The organism is Paenibacillus sp. J31TS4 (assembly GCF_018403265.1).
Taxonomy (GTDB): Bacteria; Bacillota; Bacilli; order Paenibacillales; family NBRC-103111; genus J31TS4.
The window spans coordinates 637849-662307 of record NZ_BOSI01000002.1 but is presented as its reverse complement, the minus strand read 5'-3'; the positions used below and the strand labels follow the sequence as shown (position 1 = coordinate 662307).

Here is a 24459-nt window from a genome sequence, read left to right as displayed (position 1 = left end):
CGGATGCTCACTCTGCTAATGGATGCATTCTCTGCTAACGGACGCTCTCTCTATTAAGGAACCTATCGCCGCGCGGACCTCGTTCAGCGAGCGGAGCGTCAGGAAGGCGCCCTGAGGCTCGGCGGTCGCTTCGACGACGTTGAAGGCCCACTCGTTCTCGGCAGGCAGATAGATGGCGTGAATGCCGTTCTCCAGCGCCGGCATGACGTCGGTGCGCATCGAATTGCCGACCATCCACGTCTGCGACCGGTCAAAGCCGTTCGCCTTCAGAATGGCGTCCAGCGCCTCGGCATTCTTGTGCCGCCGGATGAAGATGCGGTCCTGGAAGTAGGTTTCGAGACTCACGGCCTTCACCTTGCGCATCTGGATCGCCTCGACGCCCCCCGTATACAGATAGAGCCGGTGGCCGTCCTCCTCCAGTTCCTGCAGCGCCTCGACCATGTACGGATATGGCTCCACCTCATGCTCGTACACGGAGCGTCCGAGCTCCTGCAGCTCGGTGACCTCCATGCGGCTCAGCCGTCTGCCGGTCAGCGTCCCAAAGTGCCGGTAGGTATCGACCAGCGACTGCGGAAAATGGCTTTCCGTGAAGCCCAGCACATGAACGCCGGCGATGTCGATTTCCAGTTGCTTGTCCAGCACCTCCTGCTTGGACAGTTCGTAAGATGCGAACCAGGTTTCCATCAGATCGGCGAACTGGTCCAGCACGAGCATAAAGTATTTGTTGCAGTGGACGAGTGTGTCGTCCATGTCAAATAGAATCGTTTGCGGTTTCATCGCGATGCACCTCTTGTCTCTGTTGCGGATTCTTCCAATATACCAGAAGAGACCCGGCTGAAAAAGACAGCGCGAGTCTCTGCATTGTCGGCAGGGCCTCGCCGGCGGCCAGCCGCTCCGCCCTTTTTTGCCCGTCAATGCGTGTAGGCGGATACGTTCTCCATATCGATCGCATCGTGCAGCGCCGCATTCAGCCCGCTCGCGATAATGTTCGCGATGTCTTCGATGAACTGGTCGATCTCCTTGGGCGTTACCAGCAGATCGTGGCCCAGCGGATCGAGCACTTCTTTGACAAGCTGGAGCCGGTCCTGCTCCTGCATGCTGTCGAGCATGCCGAGGATTTGTCCTGTCTGGTCGGTCATCTGCGCGAAGTGGCGCGTCATCAGGTCGATGCTGTTGTTCACAATGGTCGAGGCGTATACGACGGTCGGCACGCCGATCGCGATGACCGGGACGCCGAGGATGTCATGGGTCAGCCCCTTCCGCTTGTTGCCGATGCCGGAGCCCGGATGAATACCGGTATCCGCCACCTGGATCGTGGTGTTGACCCGCTCCAGGGAACGGGATGCGAGCGCGTCTACGGCGATGACCAAATCGGGCTTGGAATGTTCGACGAGGCCCTGCACGATCTCGCTGCTCTCGATTCCGGTCGTACCGAGGACGCCCGGCGCGACGGCGCTGACCGAGCGGTAACCGGGATGGACCGACAGCGGCGCAAGCTGGAAGTAATGGCGCGTCACAAGCACGTTCTCCACGACTAGCGGCCCGAGCGAGTCAGGAGTGACGTTCCAGTTGCCGAGCCCGATAATGAGCACCTTGGCCTCGGGGCCGATCTCCATCCGCTGCAGGAAATCGTGGAACATGCGAGCGAACTGGGTCGTCACCTTGTCCTGCAGCACCGAATCCTTCTCGCGGAGTTTGGGCACCTCGAAGGTCAGATAGCGGCCCGGCAGCTTGCCGATCGCGCGTCCCCCCTCCGGCGTCGAGACGGTCATGCGGGTAATCTTGATGCCCTCGTCCTCCTCGACCTGCGACTCCACGCCCGGAATCGCCCCTCCCGTCCCGGCCTCCGCCAACTCTCTGGCTTCCAGAGCCAGGTCCGTCCGTACCGCATACATGCTCAGATCCATCGTTGTTCCGCCCTTTCTTCTCCAATTGTTTTCCTTATGATGCCATCCGGGAGGGGCCTCTATTCGTTCCAACTGCCTGTCCGGCAGCGGCCTCCCTCCGTTCCATTAGCCCATTCGGAAACGGCCACCTTTCGTTCCCTCGGACATTCCGGAACCGGCAGCCGTTCTCTCCTTCGGCCCCGTCCGGCTGCGTCTCTATTCGTGCCCTACAGCTCATCTTGCAAAGGCCTCTTTTCGTTCCTTCGCTGCCGTTCCAGCTATTGCATTTTGAAAGAGCGCGTGATAGAATATCTAAAGTTGTCAAGAACTGAAATGGATCTTGCTCTTTTCTGCAGTAGGAGGTGACGAAATGCCAAACATCAAATCCGCAATCAAACGCGTTAAAACGAACGAGAAGCGCCGTCTGAACAACGCTTCCCAGAAGTCCGCACTCCGCACAGCTGTGAAATCGTTCGAGCAAGCAGCTGCCGGTAACAATGCGGAAGCCGCTAAAGAAGCTTTGGTTCTGGCTGTCAAGAAATTAGACAAAGCAGCTACCAAAGGTCTGATCCACAAGAATGCAGCTAACCGCAAAAAATCCCGCCTGGCCAAGAAGCTCAACGAGCTGAATGCCCAAGCGTAATGATGATGAATGAAACGAAGACCATCGACTTTTCGAAGCCGGTGGTCTTTTTTTGTTGCCCCTCCTCTTCTCTCGTTCCCGCTTCCACAAAAAAAGAGCCGACCTAAGCCAGCTCGAGCAGCAGCAGCTCCAGGCCAAGCACCTTGTCGACCTGGCCGGTCTTCATCTGGTAATCCAGCTCGGCGAGCCTGGACAAGATCGCATACAGCCGCTTCGCGTCGTATGCGCGCCCCTGCTCGGCAGCCAGCTTGACCGCGTACGGATGGACGCCGATCTGGCCCGCGATCTGCTGGTGAGAGTAGCCGGTCTGCACCAGCTCCTTCACCTGCATGACGATGCGGTACTGCCGCGCAATCAGCATCAGCAGCTTGATCGGCTCCTCCTTTTGCTTGAGAAGCTCATTCAGGATGGCGAACGCCTTGTCCGTCCGGCGGCGCACCAGCTCCTCGACGAGCAGGAAGACGTTCTGCTCGGTATTCGGCACCACCAGACGGCCGATCAGCTCACCGTCTACCTCGCCGCCCTCGCCGATATAAAGCGACAGCTTCTCGAGCTCCGAGGCCAGCGTCTGCAGCTGCGTGCCTGCATACAGCAGGAACCTCTCGGCTGCACCGGGGGCGAACCGAAAGCCCAGACGGCTGGCACGGTGCTCCACCCAATCGCCGATCTGCTCGGGCGACAGGGTTGGGAATGCCAGGACAGCCTGCTTGTCCTTGAGCACCTTGACGAGTTTCTTGCGCTCGTCCAGCTTGTCCGCATCGACCATGAATACTATGATGGACGAGTCGACAGGCGCCTTCAGATATTCCAGCAGCCGGTCCGTCCGGTGCGCGGCTTTGGCCGTATCCTTTGCCCCTGTAAAGAAAAGGGCGTTCTCCGCCACAATCAGCTTGCGCTCCACGAGGAACGGGACCGTCTCGGCATCGTCCAGCACCTCGTCGAGCGACGACTCCTGCAGGTCGTACCGGCTGACGGCCATCTCTTTCAGCTCCTCGCCGATCAGCTTATGCGTGAGCGCGTCCAGAAACTCCCGCCTCCTGTACTTCTCCGGACCATAGCATAGATAGACCGGGCGCGCCTTGCCCTGCTCCACTTCTCGCATTGCCGTTCTTGCATCCACGTGCGTTCACCTCTGTACCATCATACAGGCAGAGAGGGACGGCGTCAAAACGTTCCGTTTTGACGCCGTCCCTCTCGTATCCGAGCTGCATGGTGTATATGAACACCCGGGGAAAACCGCTCTAGAAACGGATTCCCGGGCGGCTGGCCTCTGCCGCCGTTTGTTTCCTTCTGATCCCAGCATACGCAGGATACCCGCCAAGTGTGCCAACGCCCCCCATTCCGGGTGATGACCGGCCCGCCGGGCCGGTCAATTCTGGGGAACTTCCCTCTTCTGGCTCAAATCGACGAAGTACGCCTGACGGCTGCCGTCAGGGCGCGTCACCTCATAGAGGAAGCCGTTCTCCTGCTTCCAGCCAAGCAGGGCGATCCGCTCGTGATCCGCCCATTGATGAGTGGAGGCGAACACCAGCTGGCCTCGTTCGTCCCGGATCACGACCCGCTGCTGCTCAGCCGATGCGAAATGCGTCCCCTGAGGCGAATAGACCGGAGCCGGCACGGCCGCGTCGGCTGCGGTCGTCTTGTCCTGAGCCGAATCGTCCGGCAGGCCGCTTCCCGGTGCCAGCGTCAACCCGGGCAGCCAGGCGATTCCCGGGAATCGGCCAGGTTCCGTGAGAACTGCTCCCGGGCCCGCTTCCGGCGTCTCCTCTTCGGGCAGACCGGCGATGCCTAAAACGCTCTCCCTCGGAGTCTGCTTGCCCTGGTCGCCTTTCGTCGGCTGCGGCGTCTCGTTCGCTTTCGGGACACCCGCATCGGTCAGCAGCTTGCCCGGCGTCCTCGCCGGCGACTCGGGGCCCGCCGTAGCCGGCGCGTCCCCGGCAGATGCTGCCGGGCTCACAGTGCCTTCCGGCGGCGCTCCTTTGCTCTTGGCTGCGCTGTTCTGCACGGCGTCCGAGAATGCCGTGGCCGAGGGCGCCAGCGTCCGCGTATCGGCGGAAGGCTGAGGCGTCGTAGGGAGGAGCCCCGGCGGCTTAGCCGAGGCCGCGGGCGTCCGCTCGGACGCCGGCGTATCCGGCGTCAGCATGCGAACCGCCCCGTCCCGACTCCCCGGCGTGGAGCTCTCCGCGGCCGGAGAAGAACCGGCCGCACTGTCCACCGGAGTCGACTGGCTGCCGCTGCTCTTAGCGGCACTGCCCGCCTGGTCCGCCGAACTTTTTTGCGCCTTCGGGCTGAGCGCCATTTCATGAATGCCTCTCGCGTCCTGCCGCATATCCCCATAATTCTGGAACAGGAAGATGCCGAGAGCGAGACAGGCGGCGGCTCCTCCGGCCGTCGTCCAATACAGCGACCTCCGGCGTCTGCCCGGGCTGGCCGGCCGCTCGGCCGGCGGCTCCTCGGCTGCGAGCGGAGTCACGACCGGCGGTACTGCAGCGGGTGCGGCGGCCGGAGGCTTCCCCTGCAGATCGGGCAGCCGGTCCAGGATCGAATCGACCACACTGTAGGGAGGCGCTACATGCGGGAGCGATTCGAGCTCCTCGGCCAGCCGGTGAAGCCGGCTTCTCCATGCGGCGCACTCGGGGCACTGCCGGATGTGGGCGTGCATCAGCTCCGTCTCGTACGGATCGAGATCGTGATCCAGCTCTCTTTGCATAAGCTCCTCCATCTGCCTGCACATCATCCCCGAACACCACCCTTCTGATAATCTTGGAGTAAAGTTTGCAGCTGCTTGCGCGCGCGGAACAAGTAGGACTTGACGGTATTGAGCGGCAAATTCAGCGATTCCGCAATCTCATGATAAGAAAACTGCTGAAGGTACCGCAGCACGACCACCGTCCTATGGTGGTCCGGCAGCTGCTCGATCGCCCTGCGGATGTCGGTTGCCAGATAAGACGAGAGAACCGACTGCTCCACGTTGTCGGACGCATGAAAGACGAGTTCGTGCTCTTCAATCGAAACCGAAGGCTTGGTCTTCCTGAACTTGTCGATGCAAATGTTCGTCACGATGCGCTGCACCCACGTTTTGAACATCGCTTTCTCTTCGTACGTTTCAATTCGGGTATAGATCCGGATCAGCGCCTCCTGGGACGCGTCCATCGCGTCCTCCTGGTTGCCGAGCAAATAATAGGCTGTCCGGTAGACATGGCTTTCGATTTCGCGCAAAAGGGTTATGAGAGCGTCGCGATCGCCCGTTTGGGCAGCCTTGATAAGTTCAGGAGCTACCACTGGGTTCCCCCTCTCTTGCATTTCATTAGACGGCATTCCGGTTCAAAAGGTTGCACTCTTTTTCGTAGAAGCCCGTTCTTAACCGCTGTTTCCTAGAATAGCAGAAATCACCTGAGGATGGTATATATTAGAATTCATTTCCAATCATACACATCGGAAAAGAAGACTTCTAACGGCTGTCCTTGCCCGTTTCTCCGCAGCGGGCATTCCTACCCGGTACCTCCATTGAATACCCTAGCGGCCTCCGTGCCCGGTTCCTCCGTCGAATTGTCTAGCGGGCGCTGCGCTCTTCCCTCGTAATTGACCCCCCTTCTATGGGATGGTACGATAGCAGAGATTGGGTTATGCCGTGTCTGTACATATTATTATGGGAGACAGAGGAGATGATGGAAGGATGAAACTGCTAACTTTCCTGAAGGACGATCGGCTGTGTCTGGGGGTACAGACAGAGAAGGGAATCGTGGATGTCGAGCTGGCGGCGGCTCGTTATGGAGCCGTCGATGCAGAAATTCCCACGGATATGATGAAAGCGATTGAAGGCGGGCAAACGACGGTAACCGCGCTTCAGAGGCTGACCGACGCCGTGCTGGCCGAAGCGGAGACGTCCGGCTGCCTGCTGGACGAGCTGAAGCTGACGCTGGGGCCTTGCGTCACCCAGCCGAACAAGATCATTTGCGTTGGTCTCAACTACCGCAAGCACGCAATCGAGACCAAAGCGCCGATTCCGGATTATCCGATTCTGTTCAACAAGTTCAACAACGCGCTCACCGGCCACGGGCATCCGGTCACGCTGCCGGATGTCTCGCAGCAGGTCGATTACGAGGCGGAGCTCGCGATCGTGATCGGCAAGACGGCGAAGAACGTAGAGAAGGAGCATGCGCTGACCCACGTCTTCGGCTACTGCAACGCGAACGACCTGTCCGCGCGCGACCTGCAGCTGCGGACGACGCAATGGCTGCTCGGCAAGACATGCGACGGCTTCAGTCCGCTCGGACCGTATCTCGTGACGGCGGAGGAAGTTGACAATCCGAATAACCTGACGATCAAGTGCTTCGTCAACGGAGAGGAACGGCAGAACTCCAATACAGCCGACATGATCTTCCACTGCGACGAGATCGTCAGCTACATCTCCAAGCATATGACACTCGTTCCGGGCGACATTATCCTGACCGGGACGCCGGAAGGCGTCGTGCTCGGCTATCCGAAGGACAAGCGCGTCTACTTGCAGGACGGTGACATCGTCACCGTGGAGATCGAGAAGCTCGGCTCCTTGACGAACCGGATGGTCAAAGAGGTTGTTTAATATCCCTTCTCCCTGACAGGGTACAGCACGCAAAGCAAGCCCAGCCCGGCTCCTGCCGGACTGGGCTTGCTTCTGTTTGGAGCGGCTTCCCCGCATTCCTGCCGCCCTCTCCGCACCGTTCGAAGCTTCAAACGCGCGATTCTTGGCGTCACCTAACGGTAGTTAACGTTCCCTTTCGTGCTGCAGCGGTAGGCGAGCCGCGTCAAGACGAGCGTTTGCCCGCAGCCCGTCCCCCGTGTTGATGCCGGGTCAGCTCACGGATGTGCTCGTCCGCCATGTAAAGCTCAAGCTGACGGATCCGTTCATCGATTCGCTCCAGCATTCGCTTGATTTCGAGGTTTTCCTGCTCCGCTTTGTAGTCGATGGCTGTATGAAGCATCTGCTCCTGCTTGTCCTTCGCCGCCTGACGGTTCTGACTCATCAAGATGAACGGTGCCGAGAAGATGCTCAGACAGGATAGCGAGAAGCTGAGATAGAAGAGAGTATCCCTTCCGGTAATCTGGTTCCACAGAATCCAAATGAGGATGATGATCGCGATCGCCAGGATAAACCACCAGCTGCCCCCGAACAGAGCTACCCGGTCGGCCAACCGGTCGATGCGGCTGTCCTTTTTCTCCTGCTGCTCCCTTAGGTAGACCTTGATTTTTCCCTGGTACTCATTGACCATCTCGGCCACGCGGAAGACATCTTCCTTGTTCAGCTTCTGCTCGGGATAGCTTTCGAGCTGCTGCAGCAGCTCCTCCTCGTGCCGTTCCTCCGATTTTTTTCTCCGCTCGGCTTCCTCTTCGGCAAGTATCAAAAGGCATCCCTCCATTCCGTTAAGAATGTCACTTTCTCCTTACCCGAGGAACGCTCGGCCGCTTGCCGCCTTTTCTTTTTTTCTTCATGGAAATTGTTTCTTCCCGCCCTGTCGGTTGCTTCGAACCGGGAAGCGGGAGCGGAAAGGAAGCTACGCGCCTCGTGCCCGCCGATTGCGGATAGAAGCGCTCTAGTCAAATCAACGGGTACGCGCCGGCTCGAGCAAGCCGCCGACGGCCCGGTACAGCTCTTCCAGCTCCTCACGTCCCGCCAGCTCGGGATTATGTTCCAGCGTGACGTGAAACCGATCGTTCCGCGCCGCGAGATAAGCCAGGTAGCGCTCGGCATCCCCGTACGCCGGGTCGTCCGCCTGGTGTGGAAGCACCGGCAGATGCCGCCGATACGTGCCGTCCGGAACGACCTGAATGTTGCTGTAATGCACCAGATAGACGGAAGGAGCGATGGCATCCATCCAGGCATAGGGATCGAAGTCGGGGAAGACGCGGGTGTGCACGCTCATCCGCTGGGTGTCGATCACAAGCCCAATCTCCGGATACCGCTTGAATAGGGACGCGTAGACGGTCCCAAACTCGCCAAAAAAGTCGTATTCCACCACAATCCGCTGGCCGGTGCGCTGCTGCAGCTCCGCCAGATGATCGAACGCTTCGATACTCGCCTCCTCGAACGAATCGTCCGTCCACTCCTCCGAACGATAGCTCGAGAAATGCGGCATCCGACGCATCTCCTCTGGTCGGAAACGGCTGGACAGGATGGGCGGGAAAGGATAGTGAAGCAGCACATATTCCGCGCCGCAGGCGGCCGCAAGCTCTGTATCCCGCTCAACGAGACGGCGGGCAGCCTTCCGTTCCTGCGGCTCCAGCGCCGTCAAAGCGGGAAGCAGCTTGATTCCCTCTCGGTTCACTGCCGGAGCGTGAATGCCGAACACCAGCCCCTTCTCCGTACAGAAGGCGGCCGCGCGGTGCAGTTCATCCTCGTCCGGGTATTGCGACAGCTCGAGGCCGCCGATCGCCGGACTCCCGTACCGCTCCCAATCTTCAGGCCGAAGCCCGTTCCACATGCCGATCTGGACTCTTCTCATCTTTCTACTCCCCCCGAAGCTCTCTCACGCTAATGCAGATGGGCCTCCGGCCAGCGGTCGGGATGCGAGTCTTCGTTCCCGCGCATGAACGAACCGGAAGCTTCTCTGCCAATCTTCTTCCTCTTCCTACCTCTAGCATTCTCCGCAAGGGGCTCGTTTCCTGCTTGTCCTTAAGGAGGGAAATGCGGCATCGGTTATTCCCGAATGTTGAAGAAGATGCCTGCAGCCGTTTCGGTCTACAGCAGCCACCTATTCGGACGCTGAAAGTCTGTTCCCCGTTTCGTGATGCAGCTGCGTACGGATGCGGAAGCCGTCCCGCCGCACGAGAAAACGGACTTCTCCCTGCTGGTCGGTTCGATAAACCTCGGCTCCGAACGCTGCGAGCCTGTCCAGCACTGGCTTAGCCGGATGGCCGTATACATTGTTTTCGCCTACGGAGATGACGGCTACACGGGGCTGCCAGGCGGTCAGCCACTCCTCCGTCGTCGAGGTTTTGCTGCCGTGGTGGCCGACCTTCAGCACATCGACCCCGCGTGGAGGAGGAGACGACGACGCGAGCACTGCCGCTTCCCCACCCCCGGAGCCGCGGCCGTTCGACTGCTTCCCCTCCGCTGCCCCCTGCTGCGGACCGGCCTGCGCAACCTCAGAAGTTCCCGCCGCTCCGGCGGCCGGTGCGCCGCTCTCCGCTGAGGCGGGAACCGTGACCAATTGGGTGAACAATTGATCGACTACCGCTGCCTCTCCCGCCTTTTCCAGATCCCCGGGAAGCAGGATCCGCGTGCCGAGCAGATCCAGCAGGAGCACGATAGAGCGGTCGTTCTGCTTGCCTTCGAATGCAGCCGGCTCGTCCGACCATTCCGGAAACAGGCAGCGAAGGAACGTCCCTTCACCTAGCCGAATCGTTTGGCCAGCCTCCGCCGCATAGAGCGGGATGTCTTTGGCGAGCGCCGTCTCGAGCAGCTTGCGATAACCGGCATTCTCCTTGAGCGTGCCATTATACAGAATCCGCTTCACCGGGATCTGCTCTAGCACCGCCTGCAGCCCGCCGATATGGTCGTTATCCGCGTGCGTAAGCACGAGCCATTCCAGCTCGTGCACGCCGCGTTTCTTCAGCAGAGGCACAACGACCTTCTCTCCCACCTCATAAGGATGGCGGCGCTCCTTCCATTCCTGTCCAGGCTTGCGGAACGTCACCGTCCCTCCTCCGTCGATGAGCATGCGGCGGCCGTCCGGACTCTGAATCAGGATCGAATCGCCTTGTCCGACATCCAGAAAATCCACGCGCCCCAGGCCGCTCCAGCGATCCGGACTGTAGCCGTAGACGAGCAGTACGGCGAGCAGAAGCCCGCTGCCCAGCGTGGCTCGTCTCCAGCGGCCGAGAAAAACCGGCTGCTTCAGCTCCAGCATCGGCCGCAGCTCGGCTTGGTTGGAGGCCGCTCGGAGGCGGACAAGCGCGGTCATCCCCGTCCCGAGTGCCGCATAGTAGGCAAGCAGCCACCAGAGCGGCGGAGATGGCCAGATCGTATGGAACCAGTCCCAGCTATCCATGATTTCCACCGCCCAAAAGGAGAGCCGGTTCATCCAATCGACGGGAACGGCGATCAGTCGGCCGGCCGATTCCCACAGGAGGCCAACTACTAAACTGACGGAGCCAGCTGGCGTGACGACCATGCTGATGAAAGGAACGAGGATCAAATTGGCCGTCCAGCTGACCAGTGAGAATTGATTGAAGTAATAAATAGAGACCGGGAACGAGACGAGCTGCGCGACGGTGGTTACGGCAACCGCTCCCATCAGAGCGGGATAGCGGGCGGGCAGCAGCTTACTCATCAGCGGGACGCCGAGCACCAGCCCGGCCGTAACGAGAAAGGACAGCTGAAAGCTCACATTCCGCAAATAATAGGGATCCCAAAGCAGCATCGCCAGGCAGACGAGGCTGATCAGATTGAGACCGTCCTTGAGCATCCGCTTCCTTGCCGCATAGAGGGCTATCATGCCCATGAAGCCCGCCCGAACAACGGAAGGTGAGCAGCCGGTTAGCAGAATATACCCCGGCAGCAGAAGCATGGCCGCCAGCTGGCTGGTCTCCCGGGGGACCCGGCAGGCGCTCAGCAGCCCCATGACGACCGCTACGAAGACAGCGACATGCAAGCCCGAGATCGCTAGAATGTGTGTCAATCCGAGCTGGGAGAACTGCTGGAACTGCTCGGGATCCAAATCGGACCGAAGCCCGATCAGCAGCCCTTTCATATAGCCTGCCTGCTCGGCCGGGTACAGCCGATCCAAGAGGCTCCCGAGCCGTTCACGCAGCGCATCGTTGTGCCGGTTGAGCTCCGTCCAATCCAAGCGGAAGACCCGCTCCCGAGCCGCCTGCTCCATTCCCTTGACCGACAGCTGCCAATGGATGCGCTGCAGCCGCAGATAGTCCCGGTAATCGAAGCCCCCTTCATTGCGGGCGACCGAGGGCGTCTTCAGCGTCCCCGTCAGCCGCAGTTCATCTCCTCTCTGCCACGTCCGTGCCAGCTCCTGCTCTTCCTGAAGCAGCAGCTTCAATGTCAGCCGCACTCGTTCCTCGACAGCCTCCTCTCCCTCCCCGAAGTCGGCCGCGGAGAGGAGCAGGATCGCGGAGACAGTGTCCCCATCGACGTCCACCGGGGAGAGCAGGCGGCCGGAGGCCGTCATCTCCATGCCATTGTGATCGTCTCCCCATGCGGACTGATTGCCTTCGTCTATCCACTGGGTATAGCCAAAGGCAATCAGCAGCACGAGCGGCAGATGGGTCCACATCCGATATGGCAGCCGGGCGGCTATCAGCAGCAGCAGAGCGCCGACGCCAGACAGCAGCAGAGTCAGCCCCATTCGGGTCTGCGTCGTCTGCAGCGCCAGAGTACCTCCCGCGATCCAGCAAACGGTTCCAAAAACAAGCGGCCGCTTCAACGTACACGCTCCTTTCTTTCCGAGCCGCGGAACCCGGCAGCGGGCAAAGAAAAAAGAACCCCATCCGCCGTATCGGCTCGACTGAGGTTCTTCCTCTTCTTCGCGCTATCGCTATTCACCCTATCCCGGTGCCATCGGCAGCTCGGATAGGGCAATTTCTTTTATTCGTCGCCAGATCAGTTTGTGACCTCCATGACCGTCTCGGCGGGCGGATCGTACGCTTCGAGCCGGCGGAAGCCGATTCCTCTGGCCGCCATCAGCTCGTATACCTTGGCGCTGTCCTTCGGGTAAGAGCGATGATACACGATCTCCTTAACCCCGCTGTTGGCCAGCATGTTGGCGCACGTCCAGCAAGGCTGGTCGGTCACATAGACGGTCGACCCTTCGCGGTCGATCCGGTCGGTGAACAACAGCAGGTTCTGCTCCGCATGGATCGTCCGGATGCAGCGCTCCTTGCGGACCATCTCCTCCTTGCCGTCCGTCACCTTCAGTTCCAGCTCCTCGACCAGCATGCAGCCTGCCTCGTAGCAGTCCGGCACGCCCATCGGCGCACCGTTGTAGGCGGTGCCGAGCAGCTTCTTGCCCTGCACGAGCACGGCGCCTACATGGCGGCGAATACATTGCGAACGGGTAGAGGCCATATAGGCAATATCCATGAAGTAAGTGTCCCAATCTTTGCGCATGTTGACCGCTCCCGTCTAAATCATTAAGCCTGGCTGGCGCGAATGGCCTGCTCCAGGTCGTGCAGAATATCGTCGATGTTCTCGGTGCCGATCGACAGGCGGATCATGCCGGGCGTTACGCCGGCGCTCACCTGTTCCTCCGCGGACAGCTGCTGGTGCGTCGTGCTGGCGGGGTGGATGATGAGAGATTTGGAATCGCCCACGTTTGCAAGATGCGAGAACAGCTTGACGGCGTTGATGACCTTGCGACCCGCTTCCAGGCCGCCTTTGATTTCAAACGTCAGGATGGCACCCTGGCCTTTCGGCAAGTACTTTTGTGCAAGCTGGTAGGACGGATGGCTCTCCAGTCCTGCATAGTTTACCCACTCGACCGCATCGCTCGCTTCGAGGAATTTCGCGACCTTCAGCGCATTGCTGCTGTGGCGTTCCATCCGCAGATGCAGCGTTTCGAGCCCCTGCAGCAGGAGGAACGAGTTGAACGGCGAAATCGTCGCTCCCATGTCGCGCAGCAGCTGGACACGGGCTTTGATGATGTAGGCGATCGGGCCGACCGCATCGGCATAAACGACGCCGTGATAGCTAGGGTCCGGCTCAGTCAGGCCGGGGAACTTGCCGCTCGCCTTCCAATCGAACTTGCCTCCGTCCACAATGACGCCGCCGATCGACGTGCCGTGGCCGCCGATGAACTTGGTTGCGGAATGTACGACGATGTCGGCGCCATGCTCGATCGGGTTCAGCAGGTAAGGGCTCGGGAAGGTGTTGTCGACGATAAGCGGAATGCCGTGCTCGTGCGCGATCGCCGCCACTGCTTCGATATCGAACACGTCGCCCCGCGGGTTGCCGATCGTCTCGGCGTACAGCGCCTTGGTTTTCTCGTTAATATGCGCGCGGAAATTCTCCGGATCGCTCGGATCAACGAAATGAACCTTAATGCCCAGCTTGGCCAATGTGGTCGAGAACAGATTGTAAGTGCCGCCGTACAGGCTGGACGCGGAGACGATCTCGTCGCCGGAGCCTGCAATGTTCAGGATCGAATATGTAATGGCTGCCTGGCCCGATGCCGTCGCCAGTGCGGCTGCGCCGCCTTCCAGTGCCGCCACGCGCTTCTCGAAGACATCGGTGGTCGGGTTCATGAGACGAGTGTAGATGTTGCCGAATTCCTTGAGCGCGAACAGATCCGCGGCATGGTCCGTATCCCGGAATCCGTAAGAAGTAGTCTGGTAAAGCGGAACGGCGCGGGACAGCGTGGTGGGGTCGATCTCCTGGCCGGCGTGAACGGCCAGCGTCTCTGGTGCGTATTGACGTTCTTCTGCCATAGCAATAATTCCCTCCTGATAGGTATGAATTAACTCTATCATCTCACAAATATTGTTAAATGAAAAGACGCATTACCGCGGAGAGGTAACAGTGATCTTATCTTTCAGGGTATCGAATGTTTTTTGTCCGATTCCCTTGACGTTCATCAGCTCCTCCGCGGAGCGAAAAGCCCCGGCCTGCTTGCGGTAATCCAATATGGCGCGCGCCTTGCTTTCGCCGATTCCTTTGAGCGTCATCAGCTGAGCAAGCGTCGCCGTATTGAGGTCGATCTGCTTCCCGGCCGGCGCCCTGGCTGCCGGAGCCGCCGGCTTGGCGGCCGCATCGCCCGCCGCTTTGGCCTGTGTCCCTCCCACGCCCGCATCGCCAGCCGCTTGGGCCTGCGTCCCGCCAGCACCGCCCGCCGGGGCCCCTCCCGGCGCCGGTGCGCTGCCCGCTGCTGCCCCCGGGCCAGGCGTACCGCTACCGGCGCCTGCAGCGTCTGCGCCGGGCGAAGCCGCCGGCGCCCCTGATGCCTCAGGCCGGTCGGCCGCCGAGGCAGCACTGGCTCCCGCTGCGCCGTCCGCTCCCTGCACCCCGCCGGCAGCAGCTGCCTCTTCCCCCGTTCCCGGACCGCCCGCTCCCTGGCCCGTATTCGCCGTCCCCCCTGCTGGCGAACGGTCCTGCTGCAGGGCGCTAGCAACCGCATCGTTGACGGGCCGCACCCCAGCCGTCATCAGCGGCTCCTGCCCGGTTCCTCCCCACAGCCGATAGCCGAGAATCGCTGCCGCGGCCAATGCCGCCAGCAGCAGCAGACGGGGCGCCAGCCTGCCGTCCAGCCAGTCCTTCATGCCATGTCTCCTCCTCCGGAGCGTACAAAAAAAACCGCCCATCCTCCCGAGCATGCGGGTGGAGGGCGGTTCTTCCGCTCATCCAAAACTGTTCCTTCTTCCGCCTAGAATAGCACACCCCCCGTTCTTCCCGCAAGAGGCACCGCGCCAGAGACGAACGCCTTCTCCGCCATGCTCCCTGTCCGCGCTCGTCCGTTATATTCGTGCCTCCCGCTGCATAGGGTAGAGCAAGCGAAGTCTGCTAACCTTCCCTATGAAAACCGAGCAAGGAGGTGTACCATGACGACAGGCTTTATCGGCACCGGCAGCATGGGCAGTCTGCTCATCGAAGCGTTCGTGCAGGCCGGAGCGCTTGCGCCCGCCCAAGTGATCGCAAGCAACCGTACCGCTGCCAAGGTCCAAGCGCTGGCGGACCGTTACCCCGGGTTGCGCGCCGCTCAGCATAACCGGGAAACGGCGTCGGAGAGCCAGACCTTGTTCCTGTGCGTCAAACCGATGGAAATGCGGAAGGTGCTTGACGAGATCCGGGACGTGCTGACTCCGTCGCAGACCGTCCTTACGATCTCCAGCCCCGTCCAGGTCGCCCACCTGGAGCAAGAACTTCCGTGCAAAATCGCCAAGGTCGTTCCCAGCATCACCAACTTTGTGCTGAGCGGGCCGACGCTCGTTTCTTTCGGCTCCCGCTGGAGCGAGGAGGACAAACAAAGCCTTTTCGCTTTTCTCCGCACGATCAGCGCGCCGAGCGAGGTACCGGAGTCATTCATCCGCGTCACCTCTGATATCGCCTGCTGCGGGCCCGCTTTTTTTGCTTACCTGCTGCAGCAGTTCGTCGAGGCGGCTGTCGACGTCACCGGACTAGACGAGCAGCGGGCGGAGGCATTGGCCTGCGAGATGCTTCTCGGCACCGGCAAGCTGTTGACGGAAGCGGGCTTCACTCCGAAGGAGCTGTGCCGCCGGGTCACGGTTCCGGGCGGCATCACCGAGATCGGCCTCGCGGCCATAGCAAAAGAGCCGGGGAATGCCTTCCGCCAGCTCTTTCGCGCCACGCATGCTAAGTTCGAAGAGGATCTGCATCGAACGGCCGGGCAGTTCATGCCTCCGTCCGTTTAACCTACGACAATATTGACGAGTTTGCCCTTCACGGCGATGACCTTGCGGATGCTCTTGCCCGCCATCGCCTGTTTTACTTTGTCGAGACCAAGGGCGATCTCCTGCATTTGCTCCTGGTCGAGGTCCGCGGCAATCGAGACGCGGTCGGCGATTTTGCCGTTAACCTGCACCACGATCTCTACTTCGTTCTCTACGGTCCAGGCCTCGTCATGCTCCGGCCAGGCTTCGTACGTCACGGTCTCGCTGTGACCGAGCTTCTCCCACAGCTCTTCCGCAAGGTGAGGCGCGATCGGGGAGAGCAGCTGGACGAAATTCTCCATCCCCCGTTTGGACAGAGCCTCCGCCTTGTTGGCGTCGTTGACGAAGATCATGAGCTGGCTGATCGCCGTATTGAACCGAAGCGCTTCGTAATCCTCGGTCACCTTTTTGATCGTCCGGTGCCAGGTCCGCTTGAAAGCCTCGTCAACCTTGGCATCGTCCTCCGTAATCTTGGCGCTGAGAGAGCCGTCCTCGTTCACGAACAGGCGCCAGACGCGGTTCAGGAAGCGGTAGATGCCCTCCACCCCGTTCTCGTTCCACGGCTTCGTCGCCTCAAGCGGTCCCATGAACATCTCGTACATGCGCAGCGTATCCGCGCCGTACTTGCCTACGATGTCGTCCGGATTGATGACGTTGCCGCGCGACTTGCTCATCTTCTCGTTGTTATTCCCGAGGATCATGCCCTGGTTTACCAGCTTCTGGAACGGCTCCTTGGTGGAGACGACACCGAGATCATACAGCACCTTGTGCCAGAACCGGGCGTACAGCAGGTGAAGCACCGCATGCTCCGCTCCCCCGATATAGAGATCGACCGGCAGCCATTCCTTCTGCTTCTCGAACGAGCAGAGCTCCTGGTCGTTATGCGGGTCGATGAAGCGCAGATAGTACCAGCAGCTGCCGGCCCACTGCGGCATCGTATTCGTCTCGCGGACCGCCTTTTGGCCGGTCACCGGATCGACGGTGTTCAGCCAGTCTGTGACGTTGGCAAGCGGCGATTCGCCGGTACCCGAAGGCTTGATGTGCTCCACGTCGGGCAGCATGAGCGGCAGCTGATCCTCCGGAACGGTCGTCATCGTCCCGTCCTCGAGATGAAGGATCGGAATCGGCTCTCCCCAATACCGCTGGCGGCTGAACAGCCAGTCGCGGAGACGGTAGGTTACCTTGCCGCTGCCATGGCCGTTCTCTTCCAGCCAAGCGGTCATGCGGGCGATCGCTTCTTCCTTGCCGAGTCCGTCGAGGAAGCCCGAGTTGACGTGCGCTCCGTCGCCTGTATAGGCTTCCTTGCTCAGATCGCCGCCCTGGACGACCTCCACGATCGGCAGGCCGAACAGCTTGGCGAACTCATAGTCGCGCTCGTCGTGGCCGGGGACCGCCATGATGGCGCCAGTTCCGTAACCGGCCAGCACGTAGTCGGCGATCCAAACCGGCACCTTCTCCCCGTTAACCGGATTGACCGCATAAGCGCCGGTGAAGACGCCGGTTTTTTCCTTGGCGAGGTCCGTACGCTCGAGGTCGCTCTTGCGGGACGCCTTTTCCCGGTACAGGTCGACCGAATCCTTTTGCTCCGGGGTGGTGATCAGATCCACGAACTCATGCTCCGGCGACATGACGCAGTACGTCGCGCCGAACAATGTATCCGGACGAGTCGTGAAGACGGTCAAATGAACGTTGTCGTGCCCATCGACCGCGAAGCGCACCTCGGCTCCCGTCGATTTGCCGATCCAGTTGCGCTGCATATCCTTGATGCTCTCCGCCCAGTCGAGCTCCTCGAGATCCTCGAGCAGCCGGTCGGCGTATTCGGTAATCTTCAGAATCCACTGGCGCATCGGCTTGCGGACAACCGGGTGATTGCCCCGTTCGCTCCGGCCGTCAATGACCTCTTCGTTCGCGAGCACCGTCCCGAGCGCCGGACACCAGTTGACCGGCACCTCCGCTACATAGGCGAGCCCCCGCTTGTAAAGCTGGATGAAGATCCACTGCGTCCACTTGTAATACTCCGGATCGGTCGTGCTGATCTCCCGGTCCCAATCGTACGAGAAGCCGAGCGACTTGATCTGCCGCCGGAAGTTGTTGATGTTCTTGACCGTAAACTCGCGCGGATGCTGACCGGTATCGAGCGCGTGCTGCTCCGCCGGCAGACCGAATGCGTCCCAGCCCATCGGATGCAGAACGTTATAGCCGCGCATCCGCTTGTAGCGGGAGAGGATGTCGGTCGCCGTATAGCCCTCGGGGTGGCCTACGTGCAGCCCCGCTCCGGACGGATACGGGAACATATCCAATGCGTAAAATTTCGGCTTACTGCTGGTTTCCTCAACTTTGAATGTTTTTTGTTCGTCCCAAACCGCCTGCCACTTGGGTTCGATGACGAGCGGATTGTACCCTTGGGTCGTCTCCTGACTCATATGCTTTCCCTCCTGCTCATTGTCCCGGCGGGCTCCCATCATGGGGAGCGAACCGTCCGGTTCCGGTGTTCCCTCTGTAGGGGAACAACAAAAAAGACCCTCGCCTCTAGCTTATCGCTAGGGACGAGAGTCGAATTCCCGTGGTACCACCCTAGTTAACGGCTCCGCTCGCAATAGCCGGACGGCCGTTCCCTCATTCTCCCTTATCGCGGGACGGACGGACAAGCTGCCGGGCGCTAGCAACGCGCACTGTCGCGGCCCCGAGGCCGCCGGTTCACTTGTCAGGCTCCCAGGCGAGTTCACCGGTCCGCGACGCCGGCTCCCACTTCAATCCCCGGCTCTCTGTCGTTCGCGTCATGCGATTACTGCTCCTGTTCGCAGCCAACTTGATATATGAACCCCATTATAGGACGAAGGAATACCACTGTCAAGATTTGACGGCGGTAAAGAAAGCCCGTCCCGTAGCGGAATCCGCAGGCGTCCAGGTGAAGTCCGCGGTCACGCGGATCTCGGAAAAGCCAGCCTCCGAAAGCATGCGCTCCAGCCGATCGAGCGGGTAAGCCCGCTGGATATGCGTCTCCTCGTATCGGCGGAACAGCCCGCTGCCCTCTCGAGCGAAGATGGTCAGCGCATGTTCGATCTCGGTCCGCTCCTCGTCGAAGTCGCAGGTCCAGATGTAGGCGATGTCCTCCTCGTCGAGCAGAAACGGCTGCGTCTCGGCATACTCCGCCAGCTGCCGGACCGTGTGCACGTCGAACGCGAACAATCCTCCAGGCCGCAGAGCAGCCGCCGTTTGCCGGAACGTCTGCGCGACGTCCTCCTCCTCGGTCAAATAATTCAGACAGTCGCAAAAGGACAGCACCGCGTCTACCGTGCCGGGCAGCTCCCATTCCCGCATGTCCTGCTGAATCCAGTCGAGCGTCCCTCCCGCCGATAACGGCACCTGCTCGCTCTTCGAACTCGCCACGGCCAGCATGTCCTCCGACAAGTCGATCCCGATTACCTTGAGACCGGTGGCGGCGAGTGGAATCGATAGGCTGCCCGTCCCGCAGCCGAGATCGACGACCCGCTCGGGGCGCCCGAACCGCTCCCAGCACTCTTCCGCGAAGCGCAGCCAGGCCCCGTAGGGCATGTCCTCCATTAAGCGGTCATATGAATACGCAAATTGTCGATAGGCCATCTCGTGTTCCTCCTCTGACCTGCCGAGGGGACGCTTCCCCCGACAAGCGGAACCGGGATGCCCGGAGCGCCGCCCGGTCTAGCGCGGCCCCTCCGGATCTCCCGGCTCTTTTAGATACGTCCAATTTTCCTTCTGGGTGATGAGCCCTTCCTTCATCAGCTTGCCAAGCGCCCGCTTGAAGGCCCCCTTGCTCAGCTGAAACCGTTTCTCGATCATGTCGGCGGGCGTCTTGTCCGAGTAGGGCATCGCCCCGTTCGGCCTCTCGCGCAGGAAAGCAAGAATCCGCTCGGCGTCCTCTTCCCGGCCCACTTCCTTGATGGGACGGACCGACAGATTGACGCGCCCGTCTTCCCGGACAAGAGTGACACGGACGTCGACCTCTTCCCCCATTCGCAGAAGGCCTGTCCTCTCCGAGGCGTGAATCAAGCCGATCGCGCCGAAGCCGAGCGCACCTTCGGGCTCCACAATGACGAACGTCCCCATCTGGAGCGGCTTGTAGACGCGGGCTTTCTTCCACTCATTCTTCCAGGATTCGGGCGCCCGGACGGCATGCGCCGCGAGTTCCTCCTCGCCGGCCGCGCGGGCAACGAGCCGGCCCTGCCGGTCATGCCCAAGCACAACATAGACGCGGTCTCCGACGACCGGCCGCAGTTCGGTCAGCTCCGGCTGCTCACGATACGGGAACAACAGGTTACGTCCGAGCCCCATATCCAAAAAGCTGCCAAAGCGCGGGTGAATGTCCACCACCTCCAGCAGAGCGACCTCCCCAAGCGCGAGCCGGGGACGCCGCATCGTAGCCGCCATCCGATCCTGCGTATCGTAGAACAGGTAGACAACGACGGTTCCGCCCACGGTCACCTCTCCGGTTTTCTCCGCATAGGGAAGCAGGACGTCCCGCTCTCCGTCGGTCAAAAAGAAGCCGTAGGGCGCCACCTCACGGGCGACCTGCAGCTCCATATATGTGCCCGCCCTGAGCGTCATACGCGCTCCACGACCTTGGCGTCAGACCAGAGGCGTTCGATATTGTAGTATTCGCGGTCTTCGCGGTGGAAGACGTGGGCGACAACATCGCCCAGATCGATCAGCACCCAGCGCGCCGTGTCCATCCCCTCGATGCCGCGTACCCGGATGCCGTGTTCCTCTGCCTTTTTTCGGATTTCCGTCGCGATGGCCTGCACCTGCGTCTCCGAATTGCCGTGGCAAATGACAAAATAATCCGCAACCAGCGATATGTTTTGAAGGTTTAGCGCCACGACGTTCCAAGCTTTTTTATCCTCCGCCGCCTGCAGCACGAGCTCAAGCAGCTGATCTTGTTTCTTCATGAGGCATTCCTCCTGATGGTTCGGTTTAGTTCTGCTGCGCGATCAATTCGTTCCTCGCCTGCACGGTTAGCGGGTAGACCCGCTGGCCCTTGTCGAGCAGGAAACGGATTGTCGAGTCAAAGCCGGCCACCAAAGCTTTCTCAAGGCTATGTTCGGCCAATTCCCTTATTTTATTCACACCCGGAAAGTCGCGGCCGGGTTCCATATAATCGGCCAAACAGACGATTTTGTCCAGCAGCGTCATGCCGAGGCGTCCCGACGTATGGTACCGGATCGCATCCAGCACCTCCGGATCGGTGACGCCGAATCGTTCCGGCACGATGAGCGCAGCAGCGGGCCCATGCCAGAGCGGCTTGTCGTAGTCCAATAAGTCGAGGGAATCCCCGTGGTCTACGAGCACGCGCCGCTGTTCCTCGACGGGCCAGTATTTGCAATAGTCGTGCAGCAGCGCCGCCAAATCGGCTTTGGCCGGATCGCCTCCGAACCGGTTGGCCAGCACGACCGCCGTCTCCATGACGCCGGCCGTGTGCTCCCATCGTCTCGCGGGCATGGCGCTGCGAACCTGCCCGATCATCTCGTCACACGTGAGGCTCACTCGCATACAGTCCCTTCTCTTCGAGATACCGAAGCACCGGATCGGGCAAGAGATAGCGCGCGGAACGGCCGCTCGACAGCCGCTGCCTCAGCTCGGTAGACGAAATCTCAAGCAGAGGCATAGGCACGAGCGTTACGCTCGACCGGATCTTTTCCGGGAGCCGCTCCAGATCCAGCTCGTAGCCGGGACGCTGAAGGCCGATGAACGAGACGAGCTCCGTCAGCTCCTCGATCCGGTGCCAGCTCGGCAGGTACATGACCATGTCCGCACCGATTATCAGATGGAACCGGTGGTCCGGATAGTCACCACGCAGACGGGCCATCGTATCGATCGTATAAGAAGTTCCGCCGAGCCGCAGCTCGTAATCGGACGCCAGGAAGCGGGGATTGCCCTCGACCGCCAGACGGACCATGGCGAGCCGGTGCTCCCCGGAGGCCCAGGGGGCGTGGTCTTTGTGAGGCGGAACGTGGGCGGGCAAGAACCAGACCTGATCCAGGCCCGCCTCCTCCCTGGCCCGCTCGGCCGCCACCAGATGGCCGCAATGAATCGGATCGAAGGTGCCTCCCATTATGCCGATCTTCATCCAAGCCGTCCCCCCGTTCTCGTTCTTGTTACGGCAGCTCGATCGTCTTGTGCTCCTTGGATTCCTTGTAGAGGACGACCGTTTTTCCGATCGTTTGCACGAGCTCGGAGCCCGAACGCGCAGCCAGGTCGGCGGCGATCTCGTTCTTGTCCTCCAAGCAGTTGTTCAGGATGGATACCTTGATCAGTTCTCTCGTTTCGATCGCATCGTTAATATGGGTAATCAAATGCTCGTTCACGCCGCCCTTTCCCACCTGAAAGATCGGGTCGAGATGATGGGCGAGCGAGCGCAGATAACGTTTTTGTTTGCCAGTCAGCATAAATCGGTTCATTCTCCTTCTGTTAGAGCCGGATTGATCCGGTCAATCAAGATCGGTCAGGCGTGGGCGCCGAGCGCCTCCTCCACAGCCTGCCGCATAGCCTCTACCGGAGCGGCGGTACCGGTCCAGTATTCAAATGCATACGCCCCCTGGTAGATAAACATGCCGAGTCCGCCATGAACAGCGGCTCCTCGTGCGCGTGCTTCCTTCAGAAGCGCCGTCTCCCGGGGGGTGTAGACGATGTCGCTTACGAGCTGCCCGGCCCTAAGAAGCGAGGGGTCGACGGGAAGCTCGTCGGGATGCGGATGCATTCCCACAAGCGTCGTATTGACAATAAGGTCCGCCTGCGCGAGCTCGTCCGCCGCCTGGTCAAGCGAGACGCCTGCGCTTGCGCAAAGACCGCTCAAGTCTTCGGCCAAACTCTCCGCCTTGGCGGCCGTCCGATTCGCGAGGACGAGACGCGCCGGGCCTTCCTTGGCCAGCGCGAATGCGATCCCCCGCGCGGCGCCCCCCGCCCCGACGAGCACAATCCGCCGGCCGGCGGGCGAGAATCCGGTTTCTTCCTTAAGGGAACGGACGTACCCGATGCCGTCGGTGTTATAGCCGGTGAGCCGGCCTTGTTCGTTGACGATCGTATTGACGGCGCCTATGCGCTCCGCTTCGGGATCAACGGCGTCCAGATACCGCATGACCTCCACCTTGTGCGGAACGGTCACATTGACGCCCCGGAATCCGAGCGCCCGGATGCCGCGCACAGCATCCTCCAGCATGCCGGGCAAAACGTGAAACGCCGCGTAAGCCGCATTGATTCCCGCTTCCCGGAACGCCCGGTTCAGCATGAGCGGCGATTTCGAATGGGCCACCGGATGACCGAAGACGCCATACAGCGTCGTGGCCGTATCGATAGGGGTAGCTTGCCCCTTATTCATCTATACCCTCTCCCGAACAAAGCATATCGATCACTCCCGGTTCCCCGGGAATTTCCGTTAAATCAAGGAAGGGCGCAGCGCAATCTTGACGCCCTTGGGAGCATGAACCTCCAGCTCCGCCCCGAGGTCGCTGTTTACCTTGATCCAGCCGAGCCCGGAGATGACGACGTCCATCTTGGCTCCCTTGGGCACACGGACCGGGAATTTGGTCCAGGCCGGCATGCTGTCCGCCTCTTCCTTGCCCGGCGGGTAAAGCAGCTCGCCCCTGTGATTCTCGTACAGCTCCTCCGCCTTCTCGAGCTTGGTCCGGTGGACTTTGATGTCGCTAGAGACGAAGCAGGTGAACGACTGATGCTCGCCCTTCACAAAGTCGAACCGGGCGAGCGCTCCGAAAAACAGCGTCTGCCGCTCGTTCAGCTGGAATACGAGCGGCTTGAGCGGCTTGTCCGGCAAGAGAGCCTGCAGCACGTTCTTCGGCACAAGCTCTGTCAGCCGATGCTTGTAGACAATTCCCGGCGTGTCGATGATCGCCTTGCCGTCATCCAGCGGGATGCGCACCAAATCCAAGGTAGTGCCTGGATATTGAGACGTCGTCAGCTCGGCTTCCAGATCGCTGTAATCCTTAATCAGGCGGTTGATCAGCGTCGACTTGCCGGCGTTGGTCGCGCCGACGACATAGACGTCACGCCCTCTGCGGTGCTCCTCTAGCTTGGCGAGCAGCCGGTCGAAGCCGATCTTCTTCTTGGCGCTGACAAGGACGATGTCCTCCGTCTTGACGCCGTGTTCCTTGGCCTGCTTCTGGACCCAGTTGAGAATGCGGTTCATGTTGCTGACTTTAGGAAGCAGGTCGATCTTGTTGACCACAAGCAGCACCGGGTTATTCCCGACGAACCGCTGCAGCCCGCCGATCAGGCTGCCTTCAAAATCGAACAGGTCGACGATATGGACGACCAGGCTCTTCGTATTGGCAATATGCCCGAGCATCCGTAAAAATTCGTTCTGGTCGATCGTCGCCGAGGACACGTCGTTGTAATGCTTGATGCGGAAGCATCTCTGGCAGACGACAGGCACTTTGGCGAGCGCCTGCTCGGGAATATAGCCCAGACGAGAGGGATCGTCGAGCTGCAGCTTGACGCCGCAGCCTTCGCAGCGCAGGTCCTCCTCTTCCGTCCAATTCTGCAAGTCGGTTTCTTTCATTCGCGTTT

23 protein-coding genes are annotated in these 24459 nt (G+C 60.6%); 3 read left to right on the top strand and 20 right to left on the bottom strand.

The window, feature by feature from the left end:
- Positions 1 to 15 precede the first annotated feature (15 nt).
- Together KJS47_RS13795 and gpr are read right to left on the bottom strand one after the other, a co-directional pair.
- Entirely contained in the window at positions 16 to 777 is a 762-nt protein-coding gene (locus tag KJS47_RS13795; protein ID WP_213525609.1) for an HAD family hydrolase, read from the bottom strand.
- A gap of 134 nt (positions 778 to 911) precedes the next feature.
- Positions 912 to 1907, bottom strand: coding sequence for a GPR endopeptidase (gpr, locus tag KJS47_RS13790; RefSeq protein WP_213525608.1), 996 nt, complete (start codon positions 1905 to 1907; stop codon positions 912 to 914).
- Positions 1908 to 2256: 349 nt separating this feature from the next.
- Between gpr and rpsT the strand changes: the two genes are divergently transcribed.
- Positions 2257 to 2529 (top strand): 30S ribosomal protein S20, encoded by a 273-nt coding sequence (gene rpsT, locus KJS47_RS13785; RefSeq protein WP_213525607.1) that lies wholly within the window; start codon positions 2257 to 2259, stop codon positions 2527 to 2529.
- 103 nt (positions 2530 to 2632) lie between these two features.
- On the opposite strand, the gene holA is transcribed toward rpsT, so the two are convergent.
- The 3 genes from holA to KJS47_RS13770 form a co-directional block, all read right to left on the bottom strand.
- Positions 2633 to 3649, bottom strand: a complete 1017-nt coding sequence (gene holA, locus KJS47_RS13780; RefSeq protein ID WP_213525606.1) for a DNA polymerase III subunit delta — start codon at positions 3647 to 3649, stop codon at positions 2633 to 2635.
- A 249-nt stretch (positions 3650 to 3898) separates the two neighbouring features.
- Positions 3899 to 5251 carry a hypothetical protein gene (locus tag KJS47_RS13775; RefSeq protein WP_283772081.1) on the bottom strand — a complete coding sequence of 451 codons (1353 nt, stop codon included), beginning with the start codon at positions 5249 to 5251 and terminating at the stop codon, positions 3899 to 3901.
- 11 nt (positions 5252 to 5262) lie between these two features.
- Complete coding sequence (locus KJS47_RS13770) at positions 5263 to 5811, bottom strand: RNA polymerase sigma factor (protein ID WP_213525604.1); 549 nt, start codon at positions 5809 to 5811, stop codon at positions 5263 to 5265.
- Positions 5812 to 6205: 394 nt separating this feature from the next.
- On the opposite strand from KJS47_RS13770, the gene KJS47_RS13765 reads away from it, so the two are divergent.
- A complete protein-coding gene (locus KJS47_RS13765) occupies positions 6206 to 7114 on the top strand; it encodes a fumarylacetoacetate hydrolase family protein (protein ID WP_213525603.1) in 909 nt (302 codons plus the stop codon).
- A 202-nt stretch (positions 7115 to 7316) separates the two neighbouring features.
- Here KJS47_RS13765 and KJS47_RS13760 read toward each other — a convergent pair whose 3' ends face one another.
- The 6 genes from KJS47_RS13760 to KJS47_RS13735 all read right to left on the bottom strand — a co-directional run bounded on the left by KJS47_RS13760 (position 7317) and on the right by KJS47_RS13735 (position 14775).
- A complete protein-coding gene (locus KJS47_RS13760) occupies positions 7317 to 7913 on the bottom strand; it encodes a DUF1003 domain-containing protein (RefSeq protein ID WP_249716368.1) in 597 nt (198 codons plus the stop codon).
- A 198-nt stretch (positions 7914 to 8111) separates the two neighbouring features.
- Positions 8112 to 9011 carry a sugar phosphate isomerase/epimerase family protein gene (locus tag KJS47_RS13755; protein WP_213525601.1) on the bottom strand — a complete coding sequence of 300 codons (900 nt, stop codon included), beginning with the start codon at positions 9009 to 9011 and terminating at the stop codon, positions 8112 to 8114.
- A 249-nt stretch (positions 9012 to 9260) separates the two neighbouring features.
- Positions 9261 to 11948, bottom strand: a complete 2688-nt coding sequence (locus tag KJS47_RS13750; protein ID WP_213525600.1) for a DNA internalization-related competence protein ComEC/Rec2 — start codon at positions 11946 to 11948, stop codon at positions 9261 to 9263.
- A gap of 176 nt (positions 11949 to 12124) precedes the next feature.
- Positions 12125 to 12631, bottom strand: coding sequence for a deoxycytidylate deaminase (locus KJS47_RS13745; protein ID WP_213525599.1), 507 nt, complete (start codon positions 12629 to 12631; stop codon positions 12125 to 12127).
- Between the two features lie 23 nt (positions 12632 to 12654).
- Positions 12655 to 13947 (bottom strand): homocysteine synthase, encoded by a 1293-nt coding sequence (locus KJS47_RS13740; RefSeq protein WP_213525598.1) that lies wholly within the window; start codon positions 13945 to 13947, stop codon positions 12655 to 12657.
- 72 nt (positions 13948 to 14019) lie between these two features.
- The gene (locus tag KJS47_RS13735) at positions 14020 to 14775 is read right to left on the bottom strand and encodes a ComEA family DNA-binding protein (RefSeq protein ID WP_213525597.1); all 756 of its coding nucleotides are present in this window, start codon (positions 14773 to 14775) and stop codon (positions 14020 to 14022) included.
- A gap of 279 nt (positions 14776 to 15054) precedes the next feature.
- Between KJS47_RS13735 and comER the strand changes: the two genes are divergently transcribed.
- The gene (comER, locus tag KJS47_RS13730; RefSeq protein WP_213525596.1) at positions 15055 to 15885 is read left to right on the top strand and encodes a late competence protein ComER; all 831 of its coding nucleotides are present in this window, start codon (positions 15055 to 15057) and stop codon (positions 15883 to 15885) included.
- Here comER and leuS read toward each other — a convergent pair.
- The 9 genes from leuS to yqeH form a co-directional block, all read right to left on the bottom strand.
- On the bottom strand, positions 15882 to 18326 hold the full coding sequence (gene leuS, locus KJS47_RS13725; protein ID WP_213525595.1) for a leucine--tRNA ligase: 2445 nt from the start codon (positions 18324 to 18326) through the stop codon (positions 15882 to 15884). The genes comER and leuS overlap by 4 nt on opposite strands.
- Before the next feature lie 427 nt (positions 18327 to 18753).
- Positions 18754 to 19506: a class I SAM-dependent DNA methyltransferase gene (locus tag KJS47_RS13720; protein WP_213525594.1), complete on the bottom strand. Its 753-nt coding sequence runs from the start codon at positions 19504 to 19506 to the stop codon at positions 18754 to 18756.
- A 78-nt stretch (positions 19507 to 19584) separates the two neighbouring features.
- Positions 19585 to 20487, bottom strand: coding sequence for a CvfB family protein (locus tag KJS47_RS13715; RefSeq protein ID WP_213525593.1), 903 nt, complete (start codon positions 20485 to 20487; stop codon positions 19585 to 19587).
- A complete protein-coding gene (rsfS, locus tag KJS47_RS13710; protein WP_213525592.1) occupies positions 20484 to 20828 on the bottom strand; it encodes a ribosome silencing factor in 345 nt (114 codons plus the stop codon). Before rsfS ends, KJS47_RS13715 begins: the two co-directional genes overlap by 4 nt.
- A 25-nt stretch (positions 20829 to 20853) precedes the next feature.
- The gene (yqeK, locus tag KJS47_RS13705) at positions 20854 to 21429 is read right to left on the bottom strand and encodes a bis(5'-nucleosyl)-tetraphosphatase (symmetrical) YqeK (protein WP_374707031.1); all 576 of its coding nucleotides are present in this window, start codon (positions 21427 to 21429) and stop codon (positions 20854 to 20856) included.
- Positions 21407 to 22006 (bottom strand): nicotinate-nucleotide adenylyltransferase, encoded by a 600-nt coding sequence (locus KJS47_RS13700; RefSeq protein WP_213525591.1) that lies wholly within the window; start codon positions 22004 to 22006, stop codon positions 21407 to 21409. The genes yqeK and KJS47_RS13700 overlap by 23 nt, the downstream gene beginning before the upstream one ends.
- Positions 22007 to 22034: 28 nt before the next feature.
- Positions 22035 to 22325, bottom strand: coding sequence for a ribosome assembly RNA-binding protein YhbY (yhbY, locus tag KJS47_RS13695; protein ID WP_213525590.1), 291 nt, complete (start codon positions 22323 to 22325; stop codon positions 22035 to 22037).
- A 56-nt stretch (positions 22326 to 22381) separates the two neighbouring features.
- Entirely contained in the window at positions 22382 to 23254 is an 873-nt protein-coding gene (locus KJS47_RS13690; RefSeq protein WP_213525589.1) for a shikimate dehydrogenase, read from the bottom strand.
- 57 nt (positions 23255 to 23311) lie between these two features.
- Entirely contained in the window at positions 23312 to 24451 is a 1140-nt protein-coding gene (gene yqeH / locus KJS47_RS13685; protein ID WP_213525588.1) for a ribosome biogenesis GTPase YqeH, read from the bottom strand.
- Positions 24452 to 24459 lie beyond the last annotated feature (8 nt).

Excerpts from the sequence above, each read along its gene's own strand:
- rsfS (WP_213525592.1), bottom strand. The coding sequence starts at position 20,828 with ATGAAGAAACAAGATCAGCTGCTTGAGCTCGTGCTGCAGGCGGCGGAG.
- KJS47_RS13700 (WP_213525591.1), bottom strand. The coding sequence starts at position 22,006 with ATGAAGATCGGCATAATGGGAGGCACCTTCGATCCGATTCATTGCGGC.
- KJS47_RS13795 (WP_213525609.1), bottom strand. The coding sequence starts at position 777 with ATGAAACCGCAAACGATTCTATTTGACATGGACGACACACTCGTCCAC.
- KJS47_RS13735 (WP_213525597.1), bottom strand. The coding sequence starts at position 14,775 with ATGAAGGACTGGCTGGACGGCAGGCTGGCGCCCCGTCTGCTGCTGCTG.
- rpsT (WP_213525607.1), top strand. The coding sequence starts at position 2,257 with ATGCCAAACATCAAATCCGCAATCAAACGCGTTAAAACGAACGAGAAG.
- leuS (WP_213525595.1), bottom strand. The coding sequence starts at position 18,326 with ATGAGTCAGGAGACGACCCAAGGGTACAATCCGCTCGTCATCGAACCC.
- KJS47_RS13715 (WP_213525593.1), bottom strand. The coding sequence starts at position 20,487 with ATGACGCTCAGGGCGGGCACATATATGGAGCTGCAGGTCGCCCGTGAG.
- gpr (WP_213525608.1), bottom strand. The coding sequence starts at position 1,907 with ATGGATCTGAGCATGTATGCGGTACGGACGGACCTGGCTCTGGAAGCC.
- KJS47_RS13720 (WP_213525594.1), bottom strand. The coding sequence starts at position 19,506 with ATGGCCTATCGACAATTTGCGTATTCATATGACCGCTTAATGGAGGAC.
- KJS47_RS13745 (WP_213525599.1), bottom strand. The coding sequence starts at position 12,631 with ATGCGCAAAGATTGGGACACTTACTTCATGGATATTGCCTATATGGCC.
- KJS47_RS13775 (WP_283772081.1), bottom strand. The coding sequence starts at position 5,251 with ATGGAGGAGCTTATGCAAAGAGAGCTGGATCACGATCTCGATCCGTAC.
- KJS47_RS13740 (WP_213525598.1), bottom strand. The coding sequence starts at position 13,947 with ATGGCAGAAGAACGTCAATACGCACCAGAGACGCTGGCCGTTCACGCC.
- comER (WP_213525596.1), top strand. The coding sequence starts at position 15,055 with ATGACGACAGGCTTTATCGGCACCGGCAGCATGGGCAGTCTGCTCATC.
- KJS47_RS13755 (WP_213525601.1), bottom strand. The coding sequence starts at position 9,011 with ATGAGAAGAGTCCAGATCGGCATGTGGAACGGGCTTCGGCCTGAAGAT.
- KJS47_RS13690 (WP_213525589.1), bottom strand. The coding sequence starts at position 23,254 with ATGAATAAGGGGCAAGCTACCCCTATCGATACGGCCACGACGCTGTAT.
- yqeK (WP_374707031.1), bottom strand. The coding sequence starts at position 21,429 with ATGCGAGTGAGCCTCACGTGTGACGAGATGATCGGGCAGGTTCGCAGC.
- KJS47_RS13765 (WP_213525603.1), top strand. The coding sequence starts at position 6,206 with ATGAAACTGCTAACTTTCCTGAAGGACGATCGGCTGTGTCTGGGGGTA.
- yqeH (WP_213525588.1), bottom strand. The coding sequence starts at position 24,451 with ATGAAAGAAACCGACTTGCAGAATTGGACGGAAGAGGAGGACCTGCGC.
- yhbY (WP_213525590.1), bottom strand. The coding sequence starts at position 22,325 with ATGCTGACTGGCAAACAAAAACGTTATCTGCGCTCGCTCGCCCATCAT.